The following is a 19,219-nucleotide window of genomic DNA, read 5'->3' on the forward strand; positions in this document are numbered from 1 at the left end:
TGGCGGGCTCACGCGAGCGGGGCTTTTGCCCGACTTGGAATTGAAAGAATGCAGGTGACAGTGCAGTCCGGCACCGTCACCACGGATCCGAAGAAGCGATTATTAGGGGCCGCGGGCTTACCCCGAGGGGCCGTTCAATAGTAACGGCGCCGTGGACGGCGCTCGTAATAATCATCGCCGTAATAGCCTTGCCGGCCCTGTTGAAACTGCGGCGGAACCGTTCCGTTCGGGTAGCACTGGCCGTCGCGGGTATCGATATCGGCACCGTGTCCGCAAGGAACGGGGTAGTGGCCAGTGCCCCTGCCGCCACCATAGTATTGCCGTGCGGCCTGTTCTTGCGGCGGCAAGTAGCCGTTGGGGTAGCACATGCCGTCGCGGGCGCCGACGTCCCAGCCGTTGCCGCACGGCGGTGGGTGTACAGGGACGCGGTATTGAACCTGATGAACCTCACCGAGCTGTAGAGCCAGCAAGGTTGCGACGACTGCACCGATCATCGGATCTCCTCCCAATCGCAATATGCCTACGACTGAGCGGCTGAATGATCGCTGAACGGGTTCACGCCGGCGATCTTAACCTCACTCTAAGAAATCGTTGTCCGGAGGCGTCCCGTTGGATATAAAGGGAACCTTCCGCCAGCGTCAGTTGCGTCCGTGAGTCATGATTACGTACAAGCAGTACCATATCGAGCAAGTTGAGCACGGCCCCAAGCGCTGGGTTGCTCGCATCACGCGGACAGACGGCCAGAACATTCGCACCATTCTGCCGGCGACTGAGCGTCCCTACCTCGAGACGAAGCCGACAGCGTCCGCCGAGGAAGCCGAGGCGCTCGCCAAGGAAGGCATCGACTTCGGCGGCGTGGTGTAGTCCGCCGTCGCGGTCTTCTGACTTTCGTCGCGAAATTCGCCGGCGCTTCATCGGCAGCGGTGGTGCGGTGCGTGCAGCTTTGTCCGTTACCGGTGATCTGCTCGACATGGTCGTTGATTGCTACGATCAGCGGCCGCTGACATTCACGCGTACTCAGTTATGGGTACAGGCCCAAGCGCGAGATCAAGAGACCGTTCATCGAACTGTTAGAACTACGGTGGATAGCGCAACGGAAGGTGCTTTAGTTCGTCGGCCTCGCTCGCCAGCCGTTTTCCTGATGGGGAATGGTGGCAGTGATATCGACGTCTCTCACAGCGGATTGGCGCCACGCCGCCACCCCGAAGCACAGGGTCAGAGTCATAGCGGTCGCCAACAGCAGCACGGACAAAAACTGGCTCACGCGCCCCCCACAAGCAGAACATACTGAGGCAGCGAGCACGCACAGGCGATTCGGAAAATGCAGGCGCGCTGACCTGCAGGGAGTTTTCCCCAGGTTGTAAAACGGTGGATTAGCACCTTCGACCTTGCACCCGCCGCGGCTCCGGAGCCGCTATTGCGGGCCGGCGTTTCACCCGAAAACTATTGTGGCTCGGTTGGCTTGTCGCGCTCGTGGCTCTCGGCTTCGGCGGCCGCGCACGCATCCATGCCATGGCATTTGCTTAGATAGTATCGAGCGCCTGCGAAGATCGAGCAAACAATTACCACGGAAACCAACAGGAAGATCATCCACCGACGATTCAACATTCCATGACCTTCTGCACCCTCCATCCGACGCGGCTCGTTCGCCTGACCGGCCCCACCAGGCGAGGCGAGGCGAAAGCGGGATCAGCCCAAATCAGACCTTGCGCTTCGGATTCAGTCGAGCCTCACGCTCCAGCCGCTCGGACTTCAGGCGTTTCAGGTTTTCCTGAAACTCGGGCGTGGCTTGACTGTCGGCTATAGTCTGTCTCGATCCTATCGGATTGAGGGTCCTTCGTTCGGCTTCGTCCGCCACTTGTTGCGCGGCGGACCGCTTGGGTTTGATCATTTGCTTTCTGCCTTCAGTCGAGATTAACCAAGCGGGCGCCGGTCAATTCATTTTCGATTTGGCCGGTCGCGTCGAACGTTCTGGAATTCCTCGGGTCCCTTGACGAGCCGCCGCTTGCGGCTGGCCTGGTCATCCGGGCTCGCTTTGTTGTCTTTGAGCTTGTCGATCGCGCTGCCCGCCATTTCCCGAGCCCGCTCGGACGAGGCCTTGGCGGCAGACGTAACCGCGAGGGCAGGGGCGGGTTTGCCCAAGCCAATCTCGACCAGCCGACGGATGGATTGAGAACGAGCGGGAGTGTCTTGCTGTCCCGACGCCCATGCGTCGATCTGAGCGACAGTCGATTCCGGCCAGCGCGTGCCGATCTGGACGCCCTGACCAGTCGCGGGGCGGCCGCGATGTTTTTTGGCACGAATCTTTTTTGCTGGTTTCATTTATTTTGGTACCAAAAAATAAAGCCAAAGGGAAGCGCGAACCTTCGATTACTGTGCCTGTTTAGCGCACTGTCATCGCATCAATCCCACGCAACATCGTGATCGCAGATTTGCTGTCAGGCGGCTCCCCGTAGAGGGAGCGCCAGTTGTACAGCAAAAGGTCGGGAAGCATTTGCCTGGATGAAGGCCCGCAAGGCCGGCGTGATCTCGCTACCCCTGACACGCACCGCAAGCTCATCTGCGATCTCGCTGGTGGCATCGCGAGACCGGCCCTCGATCGCGTTGAAGGCGACAATACGGACGGGATACGCGTACTGCCCGGAGAGTAGGTCGCGGATGATGGTCTCGACATCGGTGTCCTGCTCGTCGGTCTCGCGCCAGGAGCAGCCGGCGCGCGCGCCGAAGTCTTCCAGCACCAGGTAAATCTCACGGTCGAGCCGATCCAGGGGCACAATCGACGGCGCATGACGCATGACGCAACTCCTACTCAAAGAGGCAATCGCCCGGCCGTGGGATCGTTCCGGCCAAACCCCTCCAACAGAGTGAGGCTATCGCCCGTTCTGCGCGCTGATGTAGATGTTGAAGATCGACGTTCCGGCCTCGTCGGTGACCTCCAGGTGCCATTCGTGGCCCGGTTCAAGTCGACCTCGCATGTTCTTCAGAAGGTCGGCGGCAAAAACCGTGGCCTCTCGCCAGGTCGCTTCAGCGTCCGGCAGGTCTTCGCCTTCAGTGTCGGTGCTCGGTTCAACACCCCGGACGTGGAAAAAATAGCGCGGCATGCCTGAAATCCGGACGAAAGGCTCCGTGCAAAACTTGGCTCGGCAGCGAGTGCACTGTTACTTCTCCTCTGGTTCGGGATGAAGTGCAGCTTTCTCCGTCTTCATTTCCTCGATCAAGCCGGCGATGCCGTCTCTCACGATCTTGTCAGTGATAAGAGACAACAACCGGCTATGGTGCGCGATCTTCTCGTCGATTTCATCGCATTTGCCGCACATGAAGATATCCTGCGTCATTGCAGGCGAAGCCTGAGTGGCCACCTGAGATAAAAAACTTTCATTGCCGAGCTTGGTTCCCGCCGCCACGCTTAGGATGGTGGCCGGTACGAGAGCCAGTGAATGGGTGACGGCGGTTTTACTCACGAGTGACGTGAATTGAGGAGCTGCGAAACCGCAGTGATGAGCTGGGCCGGCGCGAACGGCTTCTGCAACAAGATGCTGCTTGGGACCCCTTGCGAGCCCCAATCGTCCGCCACGCCACCGGTCATGTAGACTATGGGCAACGTCGGCTCTCGTTCTCTGACCTGTCTGGCCAAGTCCCAGCCGCTGAGCCTGCCCTTGAGGTTTACATCCGCGACGAGCGCCCGGTACTCCTTCATACCGCTTCTGAAGAGAGTCAGAGCTTCCTCGGCAGACGACAGGATGTCAGTCGCGAAGCCTGCCTCCAGCAGGGCTTCCTCGACCACCGCCTGCAATGGATATTCATCCTCAACCACCAGGATGAGAGGCGGCGGCGCTGTCAGGTTTACTCCGTCTCCGATGGCTGACCTACAATTGCCCGGCTTTGTTTCCCCAAAATGTGTCCAAAAGTGAAACATAAGAGGGTGCGGAGGCCCCAGGAACTGCCGGGCCGCATGACGCGACATACATTGACATCAGGCCAACGAGACGAAGCATGGGCGCACTCTCAATCTTGGTCGTGGAGGACGTCGCGCTGATCCGTCATCCGTATGATGGTCTGCGACATGCTGGAGGAGTTGGGTCGCGAAGTCGTCGCCGAAGCAGGCACCCTGAAGGAAGCAATCGAAGTCGCGCGGGTGGCTGACTTCGATTTGGCCATTCTCGACCTGAGGCTTGGCAATGAAACGACCGAACTGGTGGCGGAGATCACTCGTGGTCGCGGCTTGCCATTTTCTTCCTGATCAGCCACACATCCGATGGATTGTCAGTTGGCTTCCGCGATGTCCCCGATTGGAGAAGCCGGTTCTCCGCTCCGCACTCGGGAAGATGATCGAAAACTGCGCGAGATCTTGAGCGGCTAGCAGGGGTTGGCTGTGACCTTCAGGCTGCCGCCTTGCCCTTCGCCAAGCTTGCAAGGTCCTTCCAGGCCAAGGCGGTCCGCAACCACTTCAACCGCTCGGCGGGACAGGTCGCGGCGATCGCCTTCTGCATCGCGGCGATGGCTTCTGCTTGATGGTCGAGGTCTCCAATCATCGGAGCAATCATTCGCCAGAATTATTAAGACCGGCGAAAATCTACAGCCCGGAAAACTACCGGCTTACGCCCCCGTGGAGCCTGCGTCCAAGCCCTGGCCCTGTGGACGCGCCAGTCCGGCGCCATCCGCTCGCCCCCGTCCTGCGGGGGTTGGCTATCATAGGTTAAAGCGCGACTCAGCAAATGCAGCCGAGGATAAACTGGCAACAGGCTGGGGACGCCGGGCGATGGCACAGTCACGCTATCCGTTGATCCGGAGGTGGACACCGGAGGAGCATCAACAACTGCTGGCGATGGCGGCGGCTGGGCACCGACCCGACGAGATCGCGCAGGCGTTGGGCAGGACAGAACCGGCCGTGCGAGGCCGCGCGAATTTGCACAACATTCCATTGCGACTGGTGACGCAAAAGCGGAAGGGCCCATGATCAAGGGCGTGGCCATAACTGCTCTCGTGCTGGCGGCGGTGAGTCTCGCAGACCAGCAGTTGTCCTACGGGCGGTATACTGACCGGGTCTTGGCAATGCTGCGCGAGATCGAGCATTCATTCCGGCGATAGTCACAGAGCGACGGGGCAGCGATCACCGATGCAGGACTTTTGCCGTCCAGTCGGGCCTCATGTCCGCGGCGCGCCCGCCGCGCGCGGTGCAGAGGGGGCATCGAAGCGCCGCGCGTGCCAACCCGGCAGCCGATCTGCAGACACACAGTCTTATCGGAGCGCGTCGTCTCGGCGTAAGTAATTGCTTAATGTGGTGAGCGCGCTGGGGCTCGAACCCAGGACCCCGTGATTAAAAGTCACGTGCTCTACCGGCTGAGCTACGCGCTCCCATGGCCGCTGATGGCTTCAAAGAGATCGCCATCGTCTTCGGACATTTGGAAAAGCATGTCTTGCCGCCACATCGACGCAAGCGTTGCGGAAAAACCGGCTGTTTCCGGATCATGCTTTCGGCCCGCGCTGTGTAGGGGGATGGGGCGCGGAGGTCAATAGCAGGCGAGGGTGCCGAAGTTGAAGGCAACGGCGGGAATTCGCTCGCCGTTTCCAATGCTTGAGCCGGGATTCTCAACCGGAATGGCGGCCGTCATCCACGCCGAAGAAGCCGCGACATCCGCCCATGGGCCGGATGCCGCGTTCGGGGCCCTGTCAGCTCGCTTCCCGCCGGACCTCGTTCGGCACCGGCAATTGCTGCGGCGTGCCGGCGGGGGTCGGCAGCGCGACCGGGCGCAGGCCGATCAGCTCGGCGGTGCGGATCGCGCTGTCGCGCCAGAACTGGAACGAGTTGATGCGGCTGAGCTCGAGGATCGCAATGGCGACCGCAGCCAGGAACGGCAGGCTCTGCAGCACCAGCACGCCAGCGAAGATGTAGATCTCGGTGATCTGGCGATAGCTGTTGGAGGCCACCAGCACGCCGGCGCCGATCAGGAGCAGGGCGCCGATCACGGCCTCCCAGAACGCCTGGAACTCGATCGACATCCGGGACAGGCCACCCTTGGACGTGCGCGCGAACGCGATGTGCTCGGTGATCAGTCCTTGCGCCACCGCGCGCGACACCGTCCACTGCACGCTCATGGCGGCGATCATCGCGCCCAGCATCTGGCCGGGCTTGATCGCGACGCGCGCGCGGTACATCGACAAGAAGTGCGCGAGCGAGACGACGAAGGCGCCGATGATCGGCAGCGTCAGGATCTTGTCGGGGATGGCGATGTCGGCGAAGGCGACGATCGGCACCCAGACCAGGTTGAGCAGCGCCACGACCACGCCGAGGCTCTCGGCGCCCAACCAGTTCAGCCAGCCCAGGCCGTATTCGCGCTTCTGGTCGGGCGTGAGCCGGCTCCGTCCCGGCAGGAAATTCCGCCAGTGCTTCTTGACGATCTGGAGGCCGCCATAGGCCCAGCGGTGACGCTGCTTCTTGAAGGCCTCATAGGTGTCGGGGAGCAGGCCCTGGCCGTAGCGGTGGTTGGTGTAGTGCGTGGTCCAGCCGAGCTGCTGGATCGAAAGGCCGAGATCAGAGTCCTCGCAGATCGTGTCGGACGACCAGCCGCCGGCCATGTCCATCGCGGCGCGGCGGATCAGGCACATCGTGCCGTGCACGATGATGGCGTTGGTCTCGTTGCGCTGGACCATGCCGATGTCGAAGAAGCCGGCATATTCGCCGTTCATGATGTAGTGCATGATCGACAGATCGCCGTCGCGATGTTCCTGCGGCGCCTGCACCAGGCCGACGCTGGGATCGGCGAACGCCGGCACGAGATCCTTCAGCCAGTCGGGATCGACGACGTAATCGGCATCGAGGATGCCGATGATCTCGGCGTCGACGGCGGTGCGGTCCATCGCGATACGCAGCGCACCGGCCTTGAAGCCCTGCACCTTCTCGGCGTTGATGAACTTGAAGCGTTCACCGAGCGCGCGGCAATGATCCTGGATCGGCTGCCAGAAGGCAGGGTCCGGCGTGTTGTTGATGATGACGACGCATTCGTAGTTCGGATAGTTCAGCCGCGACAGCGCATCGAGCGTCTGCTTGAGCATCTCGACCGGCTCGAAATAAGCGGGGATGTGGATCGAGACCTTCGGGTAATAGTTCTCGGGCACGTTCTCGAGCGGCTTGCCTTTTGTGAGCAGCCGCTGCGGCGGCCGGCCGAACGCGACGGCCGCGATCTCGTCGACGCGCGCCATCGCGATCAGCACGAGGGGAACAAGCAGGATCATGCCGAGCGTGAGCGCGAAGGCGGAGCCGAAGATGAAATAGTGCCCGTTCCAGAACGCGAACACCGTTGCGGCCCAGGCGCCGACGCCATTGGCGGTGGCCGACAGCAGGAACGCCTGCTTCGCCGTGGGCTGCTGCAGCCGGAGGATCGGCAGCGACAGCAGGATTCCGACCAGAAGCGCGACACCCATCAGTTTCCAATAGTCGGGATTCTCCACCGGGCCAGTCCAGGCGAATTTCGGCTCGCGGCTGGCGTTGAGGATGCCCCAGTACGGACCGACGCCGCCTTCGAAGTACTTCCAGGGCTGATCGATGGCTTCGACGATGTTGTATTCCATGCCGATGGCGTCGGCGCGGCTGACGAAGTTGCGCAAGGTCAGTGCCTGCTGGAACGGACCGGGGTCGGCGTTGCGCAGATTGTAACCCGCGCTCGGCCAGCCGAACTCGGCGATCACGATGCGCTTGCCGGGGAACAGGTTGCGCAACAGATTGTAGCGGTCGACGGCCTGATCGACCGCCTGGTCCGAGCGGAAATTTTCCCAATAAGGCAGCACGTGGGCGGCGATGAAGTCGACGTTCGAGCCGAGGTCGGGATTGTCGCGCCAGATGTTCCAGATTTCACCGGTCGTGACGGGCACGCGGACCGAGCCCTTGACCTTCTTGATCATCTCGATGAGGTCTTCGACCTTCTGCTCGCCGCGGTAGATCACCTCGTTGCCGACCACGACTCCGTTGACGTTGCTGTTCTTGCGGGCGAGCTCGATGGCGGCCTTGATCTCGCGCTCGTTACGATCCTTGTCCTTGTCGATCCAGGCGCCGACGGTAACCTTGAGGCCGAACTCGGCCGCGATCGGCGGCACCAGTTCCACGCCGCCGGTGGACGAATAGAGCCGGATCGCGCGCGTCATCGTCGACAGCGTCTTCAGGTCGGCGCGGATTTTCTCCACCGATGGGATGTTGTCGATGTCGGGGTGAGCCGAGCCCTCGAACGGCGCGTAGGAGACGCTGGGCAGCAAGCCCTTGAAGTCGGGCGCGGGTTCCTTGTCGCGCAAGACTCCCCAGAGGCCGGCGTGGAGCGCGGACACAAGCAACAGAACGGCGGCGACAACCCGCATCGCGGCTAAACCAAAAGGGGCTGAGGGGGCAGGGAAGCGGATCCGACCCCGAGATCCGACCAAGTCCGCGGCAAATGGAGCATACCTCTGCCGCGCGGTTTCACAACTGTCATCGCCTCATGACCATATGAGGGCATGCACATTTCGGAATTCGCAGCAGTGCCAATTGCCTCTATCGCCGATCGTTCCTGAACGGAGGCTGAAACAATCGCGGCTATTTCGGGGGCGCCGGTGACGGGCTTGCCGCCGGCGAGGGGCTCGCGGCCGGCTGCGGCTGCGCATTGCCCGCTGCCGGCGCGGCCGGCTGCGAGGCTGCGGCCGCCGCCTGTTGCGGCTGCGACGCCGGGTTGATCCAGCAAGCGTGCACACGGCTATCTAGGGTCTCGGCGACCTTGGGATCGATCTGGCCGCCGAAGCGGGTCAGGCAGCGGAACGCAGCCTGGATGTGGCCGCCGGGGCAGCCGAAGCGGTCGTAGAGGTCGAGATGGCGGAATGCGGTATCGAGGTCATCCCGCCACATCAGCCGCACCACGCGGCGGCCGAGCCAGACGCATTCGGGGTTGCCGGCGGGGCCGCTGATGACCTGGGCTGCTTCGGCGAATTCGTCGGTGCGGCGCTGGTTCTGGGCGGCATCCTTGGCCGCGTCGGCGGGTTGGGCGGCTGCCTTGCTCTGGTCCGGGGCGGGCGTGCCGCTCTGGGCGGAGGCCGCGCCGATACCCATCAGGATGACAAGGGAAGAAACGGCCAAGGTGGCGGCGAACTGCCGCAGGACCGCATTTCGTAACTCGAACACCCGTTGCCGCATGAATTCCCCAATATATCACTGACCGTCCGCGTCAGGACCTTCGCGGACGCGCCTGCGTGATGGCGTCCAAATGGGTCTCCAATGCGGCGGAAAAGTCCTCCCGAGTCCATGGCCTGAATCTGGAATTTTGTCCAGCAAAGTCACGATCCTAGGCCTCGGTCGAACGGCCGCAGGTAAATTCCTCAGGGGAGGGATGGATCCATAACGGAGTCACCCCCTTGGCAGACGGCGTGCTAGCAGGTAATCGACGGCCCTTCGCGGAGGACGGAACCGATTTCTCTTCGTACGCCACTGGCGCTTCTGCTCGTTTCACTGGGTGCGATCGCTGCCGTGTGGTGGTGGCTTGCCACGCCGATCTCGCTCGCGCGCGCCCCGATCGATCCCGCCGACAAGGTCCAGTGCGTCTCCTACGCGCCGTTCCGCGGCGAGCAGTCGCCGCTGAACGCATGGACCCATATCGAGGCCGACCAGATCGAGCAGGACCTGCGCCAGCTCAAGGAGATCACCGACTGCGTCCGCACCTATTCGATGGAGAACGGGCTGGACCAGGTGCCGGCGATCGCGGCCCGGATCGGGGGGCTGAAAGTGCTCCAGGGCATCTGGCTCTCCAGCAATCGCACCAAGAATTTCGAGCAGGCCGCGCTCGCCATTCGTCTTTCCAAGGATTTCCCCGGAATCATCACCAGCATCATCGTCGGCAACGAGGTGCTGCTGCGCGGCGAGATGACGACCGCGGACCTCGTCTCCATCATCCGCTCCGTGAAGGCGCAAGTCAGCGTGCCCGTCACCTATGCCGATGTCTGGGAGTTCTGGCTCAGGAATCGCGAAATCTATGACGCCGTCGACTTTGTCACGATCCACATCCTGCCCTATTGGGAGGACTTCCCGGTCAAGGCGAAGTTTGCCGCGTCCCATGTCGAACAGATCCGCGAGCGCATGGCGGTCGCATTTCCCGGCAAGGAGATCCTGATCGGCGAAACCGGCTGGCCGAGCGAAGGGCGCATGCGCGAGGGGGCGCTGCCGTCGCGCACCAACCAGGCGCGCGTGGTCTCGGAGATCCTGAGTCTCGCGAAAGCGCAGAAATTCCGCGTCAATCTGATCGAGTCCTACGACCAGCCGTGGAAGCGCAAGCTGGAAGGTACCGTCGGCGGCTATTGGGGCCTCTATGATTCGGTGCGCCGGAGCCTGAAATATCCGCCGGGCCAGCCGATCAGCAATTTCCCTTACTGGAAATGGTACATGGGCGCCGGCATGGGCCTCTGCGTGCTGGTGTTCGCGGTGGCCGGCCTGACGTTGCGGCGCAGGCCCTGGACACCGCGCTTCTCGGCATGGCTCGGTGTGGCGATCTCGGCGACCTCGGCCGGCATCCTGCTCGGGATCGGCGCCGACAAGATGTACTACGAGAGCTACGGCATCGGCGGCTGGCTGCTCTGGGGCACGCTGCTCGCGGCCGGCATCCTGTCGCCGATCTTCTGCGCGCAGGCGATGGTGATTGGCCGCAGCCTTCCGACCTTCCTCGATCTGCTCGGTCCGCGCGAGGGCCGGAAATGGTCGAAGCTCACCGCCGTGCTGGGTCTGACGCTGGCGGTGACGGCGGTGATCGCGGCGCAGACCGCGCTCGCCTTCGTGTTCGACCCACGCTACCACGACTTCCCCTACGCCTCGCTGACGATGGCGGTGGTGCCGTTCGCGCTGTTGATGCTGAACCGGCCGCAGATCGGCCAGCGTCCGATCGCGGAGTCGGTGTTCGCCGGTGTGCTGACGCTGTCGGCGGCCTATGTGCTGTTCAACGAAGGCCGCGACAATTGGCAGTCGCTGTGGACCTGCGCGATTTATCTCTTGTTCGCGCTCACGCTGTGGCGGGCGCGGGCCGAGCAAATCCAAGAATGAACAGGCCGATCGCCAGGCCCGACAGCACGATATTGTAGAGCACGATGCCGAGGCCGGCGGCGATGATGCCGACGGTGAGCAGCACGATCGACGGCCGCATCAGGTTCAGCGTCGCCACCACCAGCGCGACGATGCCGAACACCGAATTCTTGAACAGCACGGTCGAGACCGAGCGCGCCTTGCAGACCAGGGTCTGAAGCCCGGCGTCGCAGGCGAGACCGACCTGCGAGTTTTCGATTCCGAGATAGCGCAGATAGAGCGCATAGCCGACGCTGGCGAAGCCGACGACGATCAAGAACTGCACCTGGTAGGGCGTGAGGCGGAAGGGCTTTTTTGTCATGGCGCCAATATGGTCGGGAAGGCGCGGACGGGCAACAGGGAAGGTGAATTTATGTCGATTGCGGCCAGTTGAGGGAGGAGCAAGGCGGCCGCGCCTGGCCCGAAGATATCCAGGAACAGGCTGGGGCTGCGCAGGTTTTGAAACGGTGTGACCGCGCAACGCACGCTGCATACAAGGAGCGAGCATGGAAAAGCCAACTCAGGAGCAACTGGACGAACTCAAGCGGCTGAGCAAGCAAGCTCGGGTCGAGGATTGGTCGGAACTGGTTCAGTCGAAGGATGAGGCTGACAACCGCATTCGTGACCTGAAGGAAAAAGCGCGCATCGAGTAGGTGGTTGCGTGCGCCGATGAGCTCTCAAGGGCGAGTTTGTATCGTCCGGTTCTGGTCCCTCAGCCGACGTTCGTATTTTTCGGCCAAGGCCAGCAATCGCTTCTTGATATGGGGGGTCGGCCTGTTCGGCCAACTCGCGGATGAGCGCGAGGTGCTCGCGCAGAAACATCTCGTCCGCCATCTCCGCTCCGAATCATCTTCGTCGCGGATCCTGCCGTTTTATGTCGGGCACCTCCGTATCGTTTGATACGTTAGCCGCGAGATGGTCTTCCCGCCGCAGAGCGGATGCCGCGTCTACCGCCTGAAGAACGACGACAGCGTCGATCCCGCCGACGCCGTCTCCGGCTTCGGCTGTGCGGCCGGCTGCGCCGCAGGAGCAGGCGCGGGCTCCTCGCGCTTCGACGAGCGTTTCGAGGAATAGCTGCGACGATGCTTGTCGGGCTTGGCGGCGGGCGCGGGCGCCGGGGCGGTCTCGGCTTGCGGCACCGAGTCCTGGTTCTTGTCTGAGTTCTTCTCTTGAACTCGATCCTGAGTCTTCTCTTGCTTTTCCTGGCCGCCGCGCAGTGACAGCCGCTGACCGTCGAACACGGTGGTCTCGCAGTGGCGGTCGTTCTCGGCGAGGCCGGCGCAGAGTTTTGCCGCAGCTGCTGCGTTGATGAGCGGGCCGGCGCCGAGGCGGAGCTGCATGCCGAGGCCGGTGTTGCCTTCCTTGATCATGATGATCGGCCGCAGCGCCGCGATCTCGGGATTGGATTTGGTCACCCCGCGCCACAGTGCACGCAGGCCTTCGAGCGAGTTGGCGCCACCGAGATCAATCGCAAAGCGCGTCTGCTGGACCGCGATCGCGGGAGCCTCGCTTTCGGCAGCCTCCGGCGGCTTGGCTGGTGCAGCGGCGACTTCGACCGGGGCGGGAACTGGATCGGGCTTCTTCTCGGCAGCCTTCTCAGTGGTCTTCTCAGCGGCCTCGGGCTGAACCAGTTTCGGGGCGGCCGGATCGGGCGGCGCCATGATCGATTTGGATGGGACCAACGGAAGCATCGGCAGTGCCGAATTCGTCGCCGGCGACTGCGCGACCAGCGAGGCCGCCGCTGCGCTCTGTGGTGGCGGGCTCGACGGCTCCTTTGCGGCCTCGGTGCGCGGCTTGTCGTTGGCCGGAGCTGGTGTCGAGGCGACCGGCCCGATGCCGGGCGCCGGCGGCCCGATCAAAGCCGGCGCGTCCTGCGGCTTCGCAATGGACGCCTGCGGCGGCGTTGTCGTCTGCTTGGCGATGGCGCCGGTGACGGAATCGAGCCCTTGCTCCAGCACGGTGACGCGCGAATAGAGCCGGTCGCGATCGGTGTTCAGCGTCTCGATCGCGGAGGCGAGCCGGCGGGCCTCGTTCTGGCTCTCCTTGGTCAGGATCTGGAGCCGGTCGGCCTGCCGCGCGAGATCGGCGGACGCAACCTGATCGCGCCGCCAGCCGAGCTGGGCCTGGTTGGCGAACACGGCAAGCACCACGGCGCCGACGGCCGCCACGCCCCATGAGCCGAGCCGCCACATCATGCCGCGATCGAACGAACTCTCCTCGGCCACAAGTCCGGAGAACAGCCCGCCGGTCTCCTTGGCGCCGAAGGCATCCGCCAGTGGGTCGGAATCCTTTGCCATGAACGTTAAGTGCCCAACCCCTGTCCGGCTTCCCCGAATCAATCAGGGAACATTAACAGGAAAAGCGTGTCGCACTTGAACTCCGGGCGTTTGCGGGGGTAGCAAGGCGATAACTCATCAGGGCGGCCGTCGCCCGCTGGCGCCACTTGATTCGGCCGATTGACAGGATTTCGATGACCGCCCGTTCCAGCCTCACGATCGTGCTCGCCGCCGGCGAAGGCACGCGTATGCGCTCACACCTGCCGAAAGTGCTGCATTCGGTCGCGCATCAGAGCCTGCTCGCCCACGTGCTCGCCGCGGCGCCCAAGGGAACCGGCACCTCGCTCGCGGTCGTGATCGGACCCGACCATCAGGCGGTGGCGGACGAGGCAAAGCGCATCCGCCCCGACGCGCTCACCTTCGTGCAACAGGACCGGCTCGGCACCGCGCATGCGGTGCTGGCGGCGCGCGATGCCATTGTGCGGGGCGTGGACGACCTGCTGATTGCGTTCGGCGACACGCCGCTGATCTCGGCCGAGACCTTTGCGCGGCTGCGCGCGCCGCTCGCCAAAGGCGCCGCGATTGCGGCGCTCGGCTTCCGGGCCGCCGATCCCACCGGCTATGGCCGCTTCATCGTGGACGGCGACCGCCTGGTCGCGATCCGCGAGCAGGCCGACGCCAGCGCAGAGGAGCGCAAGATCGACCTCTGCAATGCCGGGGTCATGGCGATCGACGGGCGCCGCGCGCTCGCGATCCTCGACAAGATCGGCAATGCGAATTCCAAGAGCGAATATTATCTGACCGACGCGGTCGGCATTGTCAGCGAACAGGGATGGGATGCCGTGGTGATCGAAACCAGCGAGGACGAAGTGCGCGGCATCAACACCAAGGCGCAGCTCGCCGAGGCCGAAAGCGTGATGCAGGCGCGGCTGCGGAAAGTGGCGATGGAGGCCGGCGTCACGCTGATCGCGCCCGAAACCGTTTATCTCGCCGCCGATACCGTGTTCGGCAAGGACGTGACGATCGAGCCGTTCGTGGTGATCGGCCCCGGCGTTTCGATCGGCGACGGCACGGTGGTCCATTCCTTCTCGCATATCGTCGAGACCAAGCTCGGCAAGAAGGTCTCCATCGGCCCCTATGCGCGGCTTCGGCCCGGCACGTCGCTCGGCGACGGCGCGCGCATCGGCAATTTCGTGGAGACCAAGGCCGCGACGCTGGAGGCCGGCGTCAAGGTCAACCATCTCTCCTACATTGGCGACGCCACGATCGGCGCCAATTCCAACATCGGCGCCGGCACCATCACCTGCAACTACGACGGCTTCAAGAAGCACAAGACGATCATCGGGCAGGGCGCCTTCGTCGGCACCAACTCCTCGCTGGTCGCGCCGGTGACGATCGGCAACGGGGCCTATATCGGCTCGGGCTCGGTGATCACCCGCGACGTGCCTGATGACGCCATGGCGCTGGAGCGCAGCCCGCAGACCATCCGCGAAGGTGGTGCGGCGCGCTATCGCGAGATGAAGACGCGAGGGAAGAAGGCGGAGAAGTGAGCGGCTGAATTGATCGGTGCTGCCAGAGCTGCGCGCTCATGAACGACGATAACGACTACGAAGTACTCAAATTCTTCGTCGAGAACGTCATCAAGCCGCCGGGACGATGGCTGCTGGAACAGTTCGGCGTACGCCGCCCGCATGAGCATGAGACCGCGCCGCTGTTCACCGGAATAGCGTTTTGGGCGTTCGTCGTATTCCTCGTGTGTGCCCTGGTGCTGAGGTGGTGAGGCGCGCCGCTATTCGTCGTCGGCGAATTCCGAGAAGATCGCGCGCGTCAGGCGCCAGCCGCGCGGTTTTGCACGCTTCGCCGGCTCGCCGGCGGCGTGCTTGATGAAAACGGGCTTGCTTTCCTTGCCGCGCTGGGGCGGCGGCCAATGCGCAAGGTGCGTGCCGGTGGTCTCGCTGGCGCGCACCGCCATCGATGACGGACTTTTGCGGTTGGATGAGCCTTTCATGGCCTCTCTCCTTGGGACGCAAGGGTTGGCCAAATTCGTTGACAACAAGTTAATGCGCGAGGTTTAAGGCTCAGCCAGTTCGACGCAGGCGAGGCGCGTTGCCGTCGGTGCTGTCTCAATCGGCAATAATTATTGAGTATCTGGTTCCTTAGGAACTTCGCTAAAAACCGAGCGCGTCGTTTAGGCGATTTTTCGACGATTTGGGGGATATTGATCCGCATGTGCGGGATTGTCGGCATTCTCGGGCGCGAGCCGGTTGCAGAGCAATTGGTGGATTCGCTCAAACGTCTTGAATATCGCGGCTATGATTCCGCGGGCGTCGCCACGCTCGAGGGCAAGCATCTCGAGCGCCGCCGCGCCGAGGGCAAGCTGAAGAATCTGGAGAAGCGGCTGGAAGCCGAGCCGCTCAAGGGCTCGACCGGAATCGGTCACACCCGCTGGGCCACCCACGGCAAGCCGACCGTGAACAATGCGCACCCGCACGCGACCGAGCGTGTCGCCGTGGTTCACAACGGCATCATCGAGAATTTCCGCGAGCTGCGCGAGGAGCTCGAGAAGAAAGGCACGGTGTTCCACACCCAGACCGACACCGAGATCGTGCTGCATCTCGTCGACGATCTGCTCACGCGCGGCAACAAGCCGGTGGAAGCGGTGAAATTGACATTGGCGCGGCTGCGCGGCGCGTTCGCGCTCGGCTTCATCTTCGCCGGCGAGGACGATTTGATGATCGGCGCCCGCAACGGTCCGCCGCTCGCGATCGGCTATGGTGACGGTGAGATGTATCTCGGCTCCGACGCCATTGCGCTGGGGCCGTTCACCGACACGATCAGCTATCTCGAGGACGGCGACTGGGTCGTGCTGACCCATACGAGCGCTTCGGTCTTCGACAAGGACGGCCACGCCGTCCAGCGCGAGAAGACCAAGCACGCCGCCTCGACCTCGCTGGTCGACAAGGCCAACTATCGCCACTTCATGGCCAAGGAGATCCACGAGCAGCCTGAAGTGGTCGGCCATACGCTGGCACGCTATGTCGACATGGCGACCGAGCGGGTCTCGCTGCCGGTCAAGCTGCCGTTCGACTTCAAGAATATCCAGCGCATCAACATCACGGCCTGCGGCACTGCGAGCTACGCCGGGTTCGTCGCAAAATACTGGTTCGAGCGTTTCGCGCGCGTGCCGGTCGAAGTCGATGTCGCCTCCGAATTCCGCTACCGCGAGGCGCCCTTGCGCAAGGGCGATCTCGCCATCTTCATCTCGCAATCGGGCGAGACCGCCGACACCCTGGCCGCGCTGCGTTACGCCAAGGACCAGGGCGTGCATACGATCGCCGTCGTCAACGTGCCGACCTCGACGATCGCGCGCGAAAGCGAGACTGTGCTGCCAACGCTGGCCGGCCCAGAGATCGGCGTCGCCTCGACCAAGGCCTTCACCTGCCAGCTCATGGTGCTGGCAAATCTTGCGATCGCAGCCGGCAAGGCCCGCGGCGAACTGTCCGACGAGGACGAGACCAAGCTCGTCCACGGGCTCGTCGAGATCCCGCGTTTGATGTCGGATGCGCTCACCACCGAGCTCCAGATCGAGAAGCTCGCCCGCGAGATCGCCAAGTCGCGCGACGTGCTCTATCTCGGTCGCGGCACCAGCTTCCCGCTCGCCCTCGAAGGCGCGTTGAAGCTGAAGGAGATCTCCTACATCCACGCCGAGGGCTATGCCGCCGGCGAGCTCAAGCACGGTCCGATCGCGTTGATCGACGAGACCATGCCCGTCGTCGTCATCGCGCCCTACGACCGGGTGTTCGAAAAGACCGTCTCTAACATGCAGGAGGTCGCTGCCCGCGGCGGCAAGATCATCCTGATGACCGACGCCAAAGGCGCGGCGGAGGCGACCGTCGAATCCCTCGTCACCATCGTCATGCCTGATATGGCGGCGGCGTTCACGCCGATGGTCTATGCCGTCCCCGTTCAGCTGCTCGCCTATCATACGGCGGTCATTATGGGGACCGACGTCGACCAGCCGCGCAATCTCGCGAAATCCGTGACGGTGGAATAGGCAGAAGGGTCGAGTGCGGAATGCTTCGTGGTCTTCCAAAACCTGCTAGAAGACCCTAGCTTGAACGAAGCGACCGACCTGGAACCCGAATGAACCCCCGTGACGACGCGCCTGCGCCTCTTGATCCCGTGCCGGAGCCGCATACCGGCCTGATAGGCCGCTTCCGCAATTATTTTCTCACCGGGCTCGTGGTGACGGGACCGGTTGCGATCACCTTTTATCTGGTTTGGTGGTTCGTCACCTGGGTTGATGGCGTGGTGCGGCCGTTCGTGCCGCTGGCCTATCGGCCTGAAACCTACATGCCGTACGTCATCCCCGGCTGGGGGCTGATCGTCGCATTCTTCACGCTGACTCTGGTCGGCTTCCTCGCGGCCAATTTGATCGGCCGGACACTGGTCGATGTTGGCGAGACTTTCCTCGGCCGCATTCCGGCAGTGCGCGCCATCTACCGCGGCCTCAAGCAGGTGTTCGAGACCCTGTTCTCGGGCAAGGGCTCGAGCTTCCGCAAGGTCGGCCTGGTCGAGTTTCCCTCGCCGGGCATGTGGTCGATCGTGCTGATCTCGCAATCGCCGAACGAGGATGTCTCCCGCAGCCTGCCTGGTCAGGAGGAGCACGTCTCGGTGTTCCTGCCTTGCTCGCCGAACCCGACCACCGGCTTCTTCTTCTACGTGCCCAAGGGCAAGATCGTCGAGGTCGACATGAGCACCGAAGACGCCGCGACGCTGATCATGTCGGCCGGCGTGGTGCAGCCGGGCTCGGCGCCCGATTCGAAGAAGGCGGCGGCCCTCGCTGGCATGGCGAATGCCGCGCGTATTGCCAACGCCTCGGCGCTCCAGCCTCAGCCTGCGAAGGTGGAGTAGGGCCATTCCTCTGCGGGATGGCCGGCGCTCACGCTGGCGTCCCGTCCTCTGCTAGTCTCCGGTTGAACCGAGCGCGTTGCTCGAAATTCGATCTGGAGTGCACGATGTCCAAAACCATTGCGATCCTCGCGCCCGGTGCCATGGGCAGTGCCGTGGCCCGCCGTCTCGGCGAGCACGGTGCGCGCGTGCTGACGTCGTTGAGAGGGCGGAGCGAGGCGACGCGCAAACGCGCGGCGGATACCGGCATGATCGGCGCCGAGGACGACGCGATCGCGGACGCCGACATCATCCTCTCGATCGTGCCGCCGGGCGAAGCCGTGGCGCTCGCCGAGTGGCTTGCCGGGCTGATCGTCCGGCGCGAGAAGAAGCCGGTCGTGGTCGATTGCAATGCCGTCAACGTCGATACCGTGATGAGGATCGAGGAGATCATCGGCTCGGCACAGGCGCCGTTCGTCGATGCCGGCATCATCGGGTTCCCGCCCCAGCCCGGCGGCAAGAGCCCGGCCTTCTACATGTCGGGCGAGCACGCCAAGGATGTCGCCGTGCTGAAGGATTTCGGGCTCGACGTGCGGATCGTCGAAGGGCCGGTCGGTGCCGCGTCCGCGCTGAAAATGTCCTATGCCGGTATCGTCAAGGGCCTCGCCGGCATCGGCTCGGCGATGGTGGTCGCGGCAACGAAAGCGGGGGCTGCGGATGCGCTGCGCGACGAACTCGCACTCAGCCAGCCCGCGGTTCTGGCCCGGCTCGAAGTCGCGCTGCCGGACATGATTCCGAAAGCCTATCGCTGGGTTGCGGAGATGCGGGAGATTTCCGGCTTTCTCGGCCCCGATCATCCGGCGAGCCAGGTTTACGAAGGCTTTGCGCGCTGGTTCGAGCATCTCGCCGAGGACGCCAAAGGCGACGCGGCGGATACCGACCTGATGAAGGCATTCGCCGCACGTATCGCGCAGAAGAAATCCTGATCGTCCAG

At 63.4% G+C, this 19,219-nt stretch carries 23 protein-coding genes and 1 tRNA gene; 10 read left to right on the forward strand and 14 right to left on the reverse strand.

Annotated features, from left to right (window positions below):
* Positions 1-134 precede the first annotated feature (134 nt).
* Positions 135-494 carry a hypothetical protein gene (locus tag IVA75_RS26900; RefSeq protein ID WP_247289873.1) on the reverse strand — a complete coding sequence of 120 codons (360 nt, stop codon included), beginning with the start codon at positions 492-494 and terminating at the stop codon, positions 135-137.
* 163 nt (positions 495-657) lie between these two features.
* Here IVA75_RS26900 and IVA75_RS26905 point away from each other — a divergent pair, with 163 nt between their 5' ends.
* Positions 658-864 carry a hypothetical protein gene (locus IVA75_RS26905; RefSeq protein ID WP_027567024.1) on the forward strand — a complete coding sequence of 69 codons (207 nt, stop codon included), beginning with the start codon at positions 658-660 and terminating at the stop codon, positions 862-864.
* A gap of 835 nt (positions 865-1,699) precedes the next feature.
* Here IVA75_RS26905 and IVA75_RS26910 read toward each other — a convergent pair.
* The 6 genes from IVA75_RS26910 to IVA75_RS26935 all read right to left on the reverse strand — a co-directional run bounded on the left by IVA75_RS26910 (position 1,700) and on the right by IVA75_RS26935 (position 3,814).
* Positions 1,700-1,891, reverse strand: coding sequence for a hypothetical protein (locus IVA75_RS26910; RefSeq protein WP_027567023.1), 192 nt, complete (start codon positions 1,889-1,891; stop codon positions 1,700-1,702).
* A 47-nt stretch (positions 1,892-1,938) separates the two neighbouring features.
* Positions 1,939-2,322: a hypothetical protein gene (locus tag IVA75_RS26915; RefSeq protein WP_247289874.1), complete on the reverse strand. Its 384-nt coding sequence runs from the start codon at positions 2,320-2,322 to the stop codon at positions 1,939-1,941.
* A 116-nt stretch (positions 2,323-2,438) separates the two neighbouring features.
* Positions 2,439-2,795 (reverse strand): hypothetical protein, encoded by a 357-nt coding sequence (locus tag IVA75_RS26920; protein ID WP_247289876.1) that lies wholly within the window; start codon positions 2,793-2,795, stop codon positions 2,439-2,441.
* Positions 2,796-2,870: 75 nt separating this feature from the next.
* Positions 2,871-3,101 carry a hypothetical protein gene (locus IVA75_RS26925; protein ID WP_247289878.1) on the reverse strand — a complete coding sequence of 77 codons (231 nt, stop codon included), beginning with the start codon at positions 3,099-3,101 and terminating at the stop codon, positions 2,871-2,873.
* A 57-nt stretch (positions 3,102-3,158) separates the two neighbouring features.
* Positions 3,159-3,461, reverse strand: a complete 303-nt coding sequence (locus tag IVA75_RS26930; protein WP_247289880.1) for a hypothetical protein — start codon at positions 3,459-3,461, stop codon at positions 3,159-3,161.
* Positions 3,458-3,814 carry a response regulator gene (locus IVA75_RS26935; RefSeq protein WP_346658442.1) on the reverse strand — a complete coding sequence of 119 codons (357 nt, stop codon included), beginning with the start codon at positions 3,812-3,814 and terminating at the stop codon, positions 3,458-3,460. Before IVA75_RS26935 ends, IVA75_RS26930 begins: the two co-directional genes overlap by 4 nt.
* A 249-nt stretch (positions 3,815-4,063) precedes the next feature.
* Here IVA75_RS26935 and IVA75_RS26940 point away from each other — a divergent pair, with 249 nt between their 5' ends.
* Positions 4,064-4,240 carry a hypothetical protein gene (locus IVA75_RS26940; RefSeq protein WP_247289884.1) on the forward strand — a complete coding sequence of 59 codons (177 nt, stop codon included), beginning with the start codon at positions 4,064-4,066 and terminating at the stop codon, positions 4,238-4,240.
* A gap of 139 nt (positions 4,241-4,379) precedes the next feature.
* On the opposite strand, the gene IVA75_RS26945 is transcribed toward IVA75_RS26940, so the two are convergent.
* A complete protein-coding gene (locus tag IVA75_RS26945; protein WP_247289894.1) occupies positions 4,380-4,532 on the reverse strand; it encodes a hypothetical protein in 153 nt (50 codons plus the stop codon).
* A gap of 421 nt (positions 4,533-4,953) precedes the next feature.
* On the opposite strand from IVA75_RS26945, the gene IVA75_RS40215 reads away from it, so the two are divergent.
* Positions 4,954-5,088 carry a hypothetical protein gene (locus IVA75_RS40215; protein WP_256465249.1) on the forward strand — a complete coding sequence of 45 codons (135 nt, stop codon included), beginning with the start codon at positions 4,954-4,956 and terminating at the stop codon, positions 5,086-5,088.
* Between the two features lie 191 nt (positions 5,089-5,279).
* On the opposite strand, the gene IVA75_RS26950 is transcribed toward IVA75_RS40215, so the two are convergent.
* The 3 genes from IVA75_RS26950 to IVA75_RS26960 form a co-directional block, all read right to left on the reverse strand.
* Positions 5,280-5,355, reverse strand: a tRNA-Lys gene (locus tag IVA75_RS26950).
* Between the two features lie 315 nt (positions 5,356-5,670).
* Positions 5,671-8,346 carry a glycosyltransferase gene (locus IVA75_RS26955; RefSeq protein ID WP_247289896.1) on the reverse strand — a complete coding sequence of 892 codons (2,676 nt, stop codon included), beginning with the start codon at positions 8,344-8,346 and terminating at the stop codon, positions 5,671-5,673.
* A 214-nt stretch (positions 8,347-8,560) separates the two neighbouring features.
* The gene (locus IVA75_RS26960) at positions 8,561-9,151 is read right to left on the reverse strand and encodes a beta-1-3, beta-1-6-glucan biosynthesis protein (protein ID WP_247289897.1); all 591 of its coding nucleotides are present in this window, start codon (positions 9,149-9,151) and stop codon (positions 8,561-8,563) included.
* A gap of 330 nt (positions 9,152-9,481) precedes the next feature.
* Between IVA75_RS26960 and IVA75_RS26965 the strand changes: the two genes are divergently transcribed.
* Positions 9,482-11,041 (forward strand): beta-(1-6) glucans synthase, encoded by a 1,560-nt coding sequence (locus IVA75_RS26965; RefSeq protein ID WP_247289898.1) that lies wholly within the window; start codon positions 9,482-9,484, stop codon positions 11,039-11,041.
* Here IVA75_RS26965 and IVA75_RS26970 read toward each other — a convergent pair.
* Positions 11,001-11,381, reverse strand: coding sequence for a hypothetical protein (locus IVA75_RS26970; RefSeq protein WP_027567016.1), 381 nt, complete (start codon positions 11,379-11,381; stop codon positions 11,001-11,003). The genes IVA75_RS26965 and IVA75_RS26970 overlap by 41 nt on opposite strands.
* Positions 11,382-11,565: 184 nt before the next feature.
* On the opposite strand from IVA75_RS26970, the gene IVA75_RS26975 reads away from it, so the two are divergent.
* On the forward strand, positions 11,566-11,712 hold the full coding sequence (locus IVA75_RS26975) for a hypothetical protein (RefSeq protein WP_155809610.1): 147 nt from the start codon (positions 11,566-11,568) through the stop codon (positions 11,710-11,712).
* A gap of 294 nt (positions 11,713-12,006) precedes the next feature.
* On the opposite strand, the gene IVA75_RS26980 is transcribed toward IVA75_RS26975, so the two are convergent.
* Complete coding sequence (locus IVA75_RS26980) at positions 12,007-13,356, reverse strand: hypothetical protein (RefSeq protein WP_247289900.1); 1,350 nt, start codon at positions 13,354-13,356, stop codon at positions 12,007-12,009.
* Between the two features lie 173 nt (positions 13,357-13,529).
* On the opposite strand from IVA75_RS26980, the gene glmU reads away from it, so the two are divergent.
* Both glmU and IVA75_RS26990 read left to right on the forward strand, forming a co-directional pair.
* Positions 13,530-14,885 (forward strand): bifunctional UDP-N-acetylglucosamine diphosphorylase/glucosamine-1-phosphate N-acetyltransferase GlmU, encoded by a 1,356-nt coding sequence (glmU, locus tag IVA75_RS26985; protein WP_247289902.1) that lies wholly within the window; start codon positions 13,530-13,532, stop codon positions 14,883-14,885.
* A gap of 38 nt (positions 14,886-14,923) precedes the next feature.
* Complete coding sequence (locus IVA75_RS26990) at positions 14,924-15,115, forward strand: hypothetical protein (protein WP_247289904.1); 192 nt, start codon at positions 14,924-14,926, stop codon at positions 15,113-15,115.
* A 9-nt stretch (positions 15,116-15,124) separates the two neighbouring features.
* On the opposite strand, the gene IVA75_RS26995 is transcribed toward IVA75_RS26990, so the two are convergent.
* On the reverse strand, positions 15,125-15,343 hold the full coding sequence (locus IVA75_RS26995) for a hypothetical protein (RefSeq protein WP_247289906.1): 219 nt from the start codon (positions 15,341-15,343) through the stop codon (positions 15,125-15,127).
* A gap of 219 nt (positions 15,344-15,562) precedes the next feature.
* Between IVA75_RS26995 and glmS the strand changes: the two genes are divergently transcribed.
* The 3 genes from glmS to IVA75_RS27010 all read left to right on the forward strand — a co-directional run bounded on the left by glmS (position 15,563) and on the right by IVA75_RS27010 (position 19,211).
* The gene (gene glmS / locus IVA75_RS27000; RefSeq protein WP_027567013.1) at positions 15,563-17,389 is read left to right on the forward strand and encodes a glutamine--fructose-6-phosphate transaminase (isomerizing); all 1,827 of its coding nucleotides are present in this window, start codon (positions 15,563-15,565) and stop codon (positions 17,387-17,389) included.
* An 89-nt stretch (positions 17,390-17,478) separates the two neighbouring features.
* The gene (locus IVA75_RS27005; RefSeq protein ID WP_247289907.1) at positions 17,479-18,249 is read left to right on the forward strand and encodes a DUF502 domain-containing protein; all 771 of its coding nucleotides are present in this window, start codon (positions 17,479-17,481) and stop codon (positions 18,247-18,249) included.
* 104 nt (positions 18,250-18,353) lie between these two features.
* On the forward strand, positions 18,354-19,211 hold the full coding sequence (locus tag IVA75_RS27010; RefSeq protein ID WP_247289909.1) for an NAD(P)-dependent oxidoreductase: 858 nt from the start codon (positions 18,354-18,356) through the stop codon (positions 19,209-19,211).
* The last annotated feature ends 8 nt before the right edge of the window (positions 19,212-19,219 follow it).

Origin of the sequence: Bradyrhizobium sp. 134, from assembly GCF_023074155.1 — a bacterium.
Taxonomy (GTDB): Bacteria; Pseudomonadota; Alphaproteobacteria; order Rhizobiales; family Xanthobacteraceae; genus Bradyrhizobium.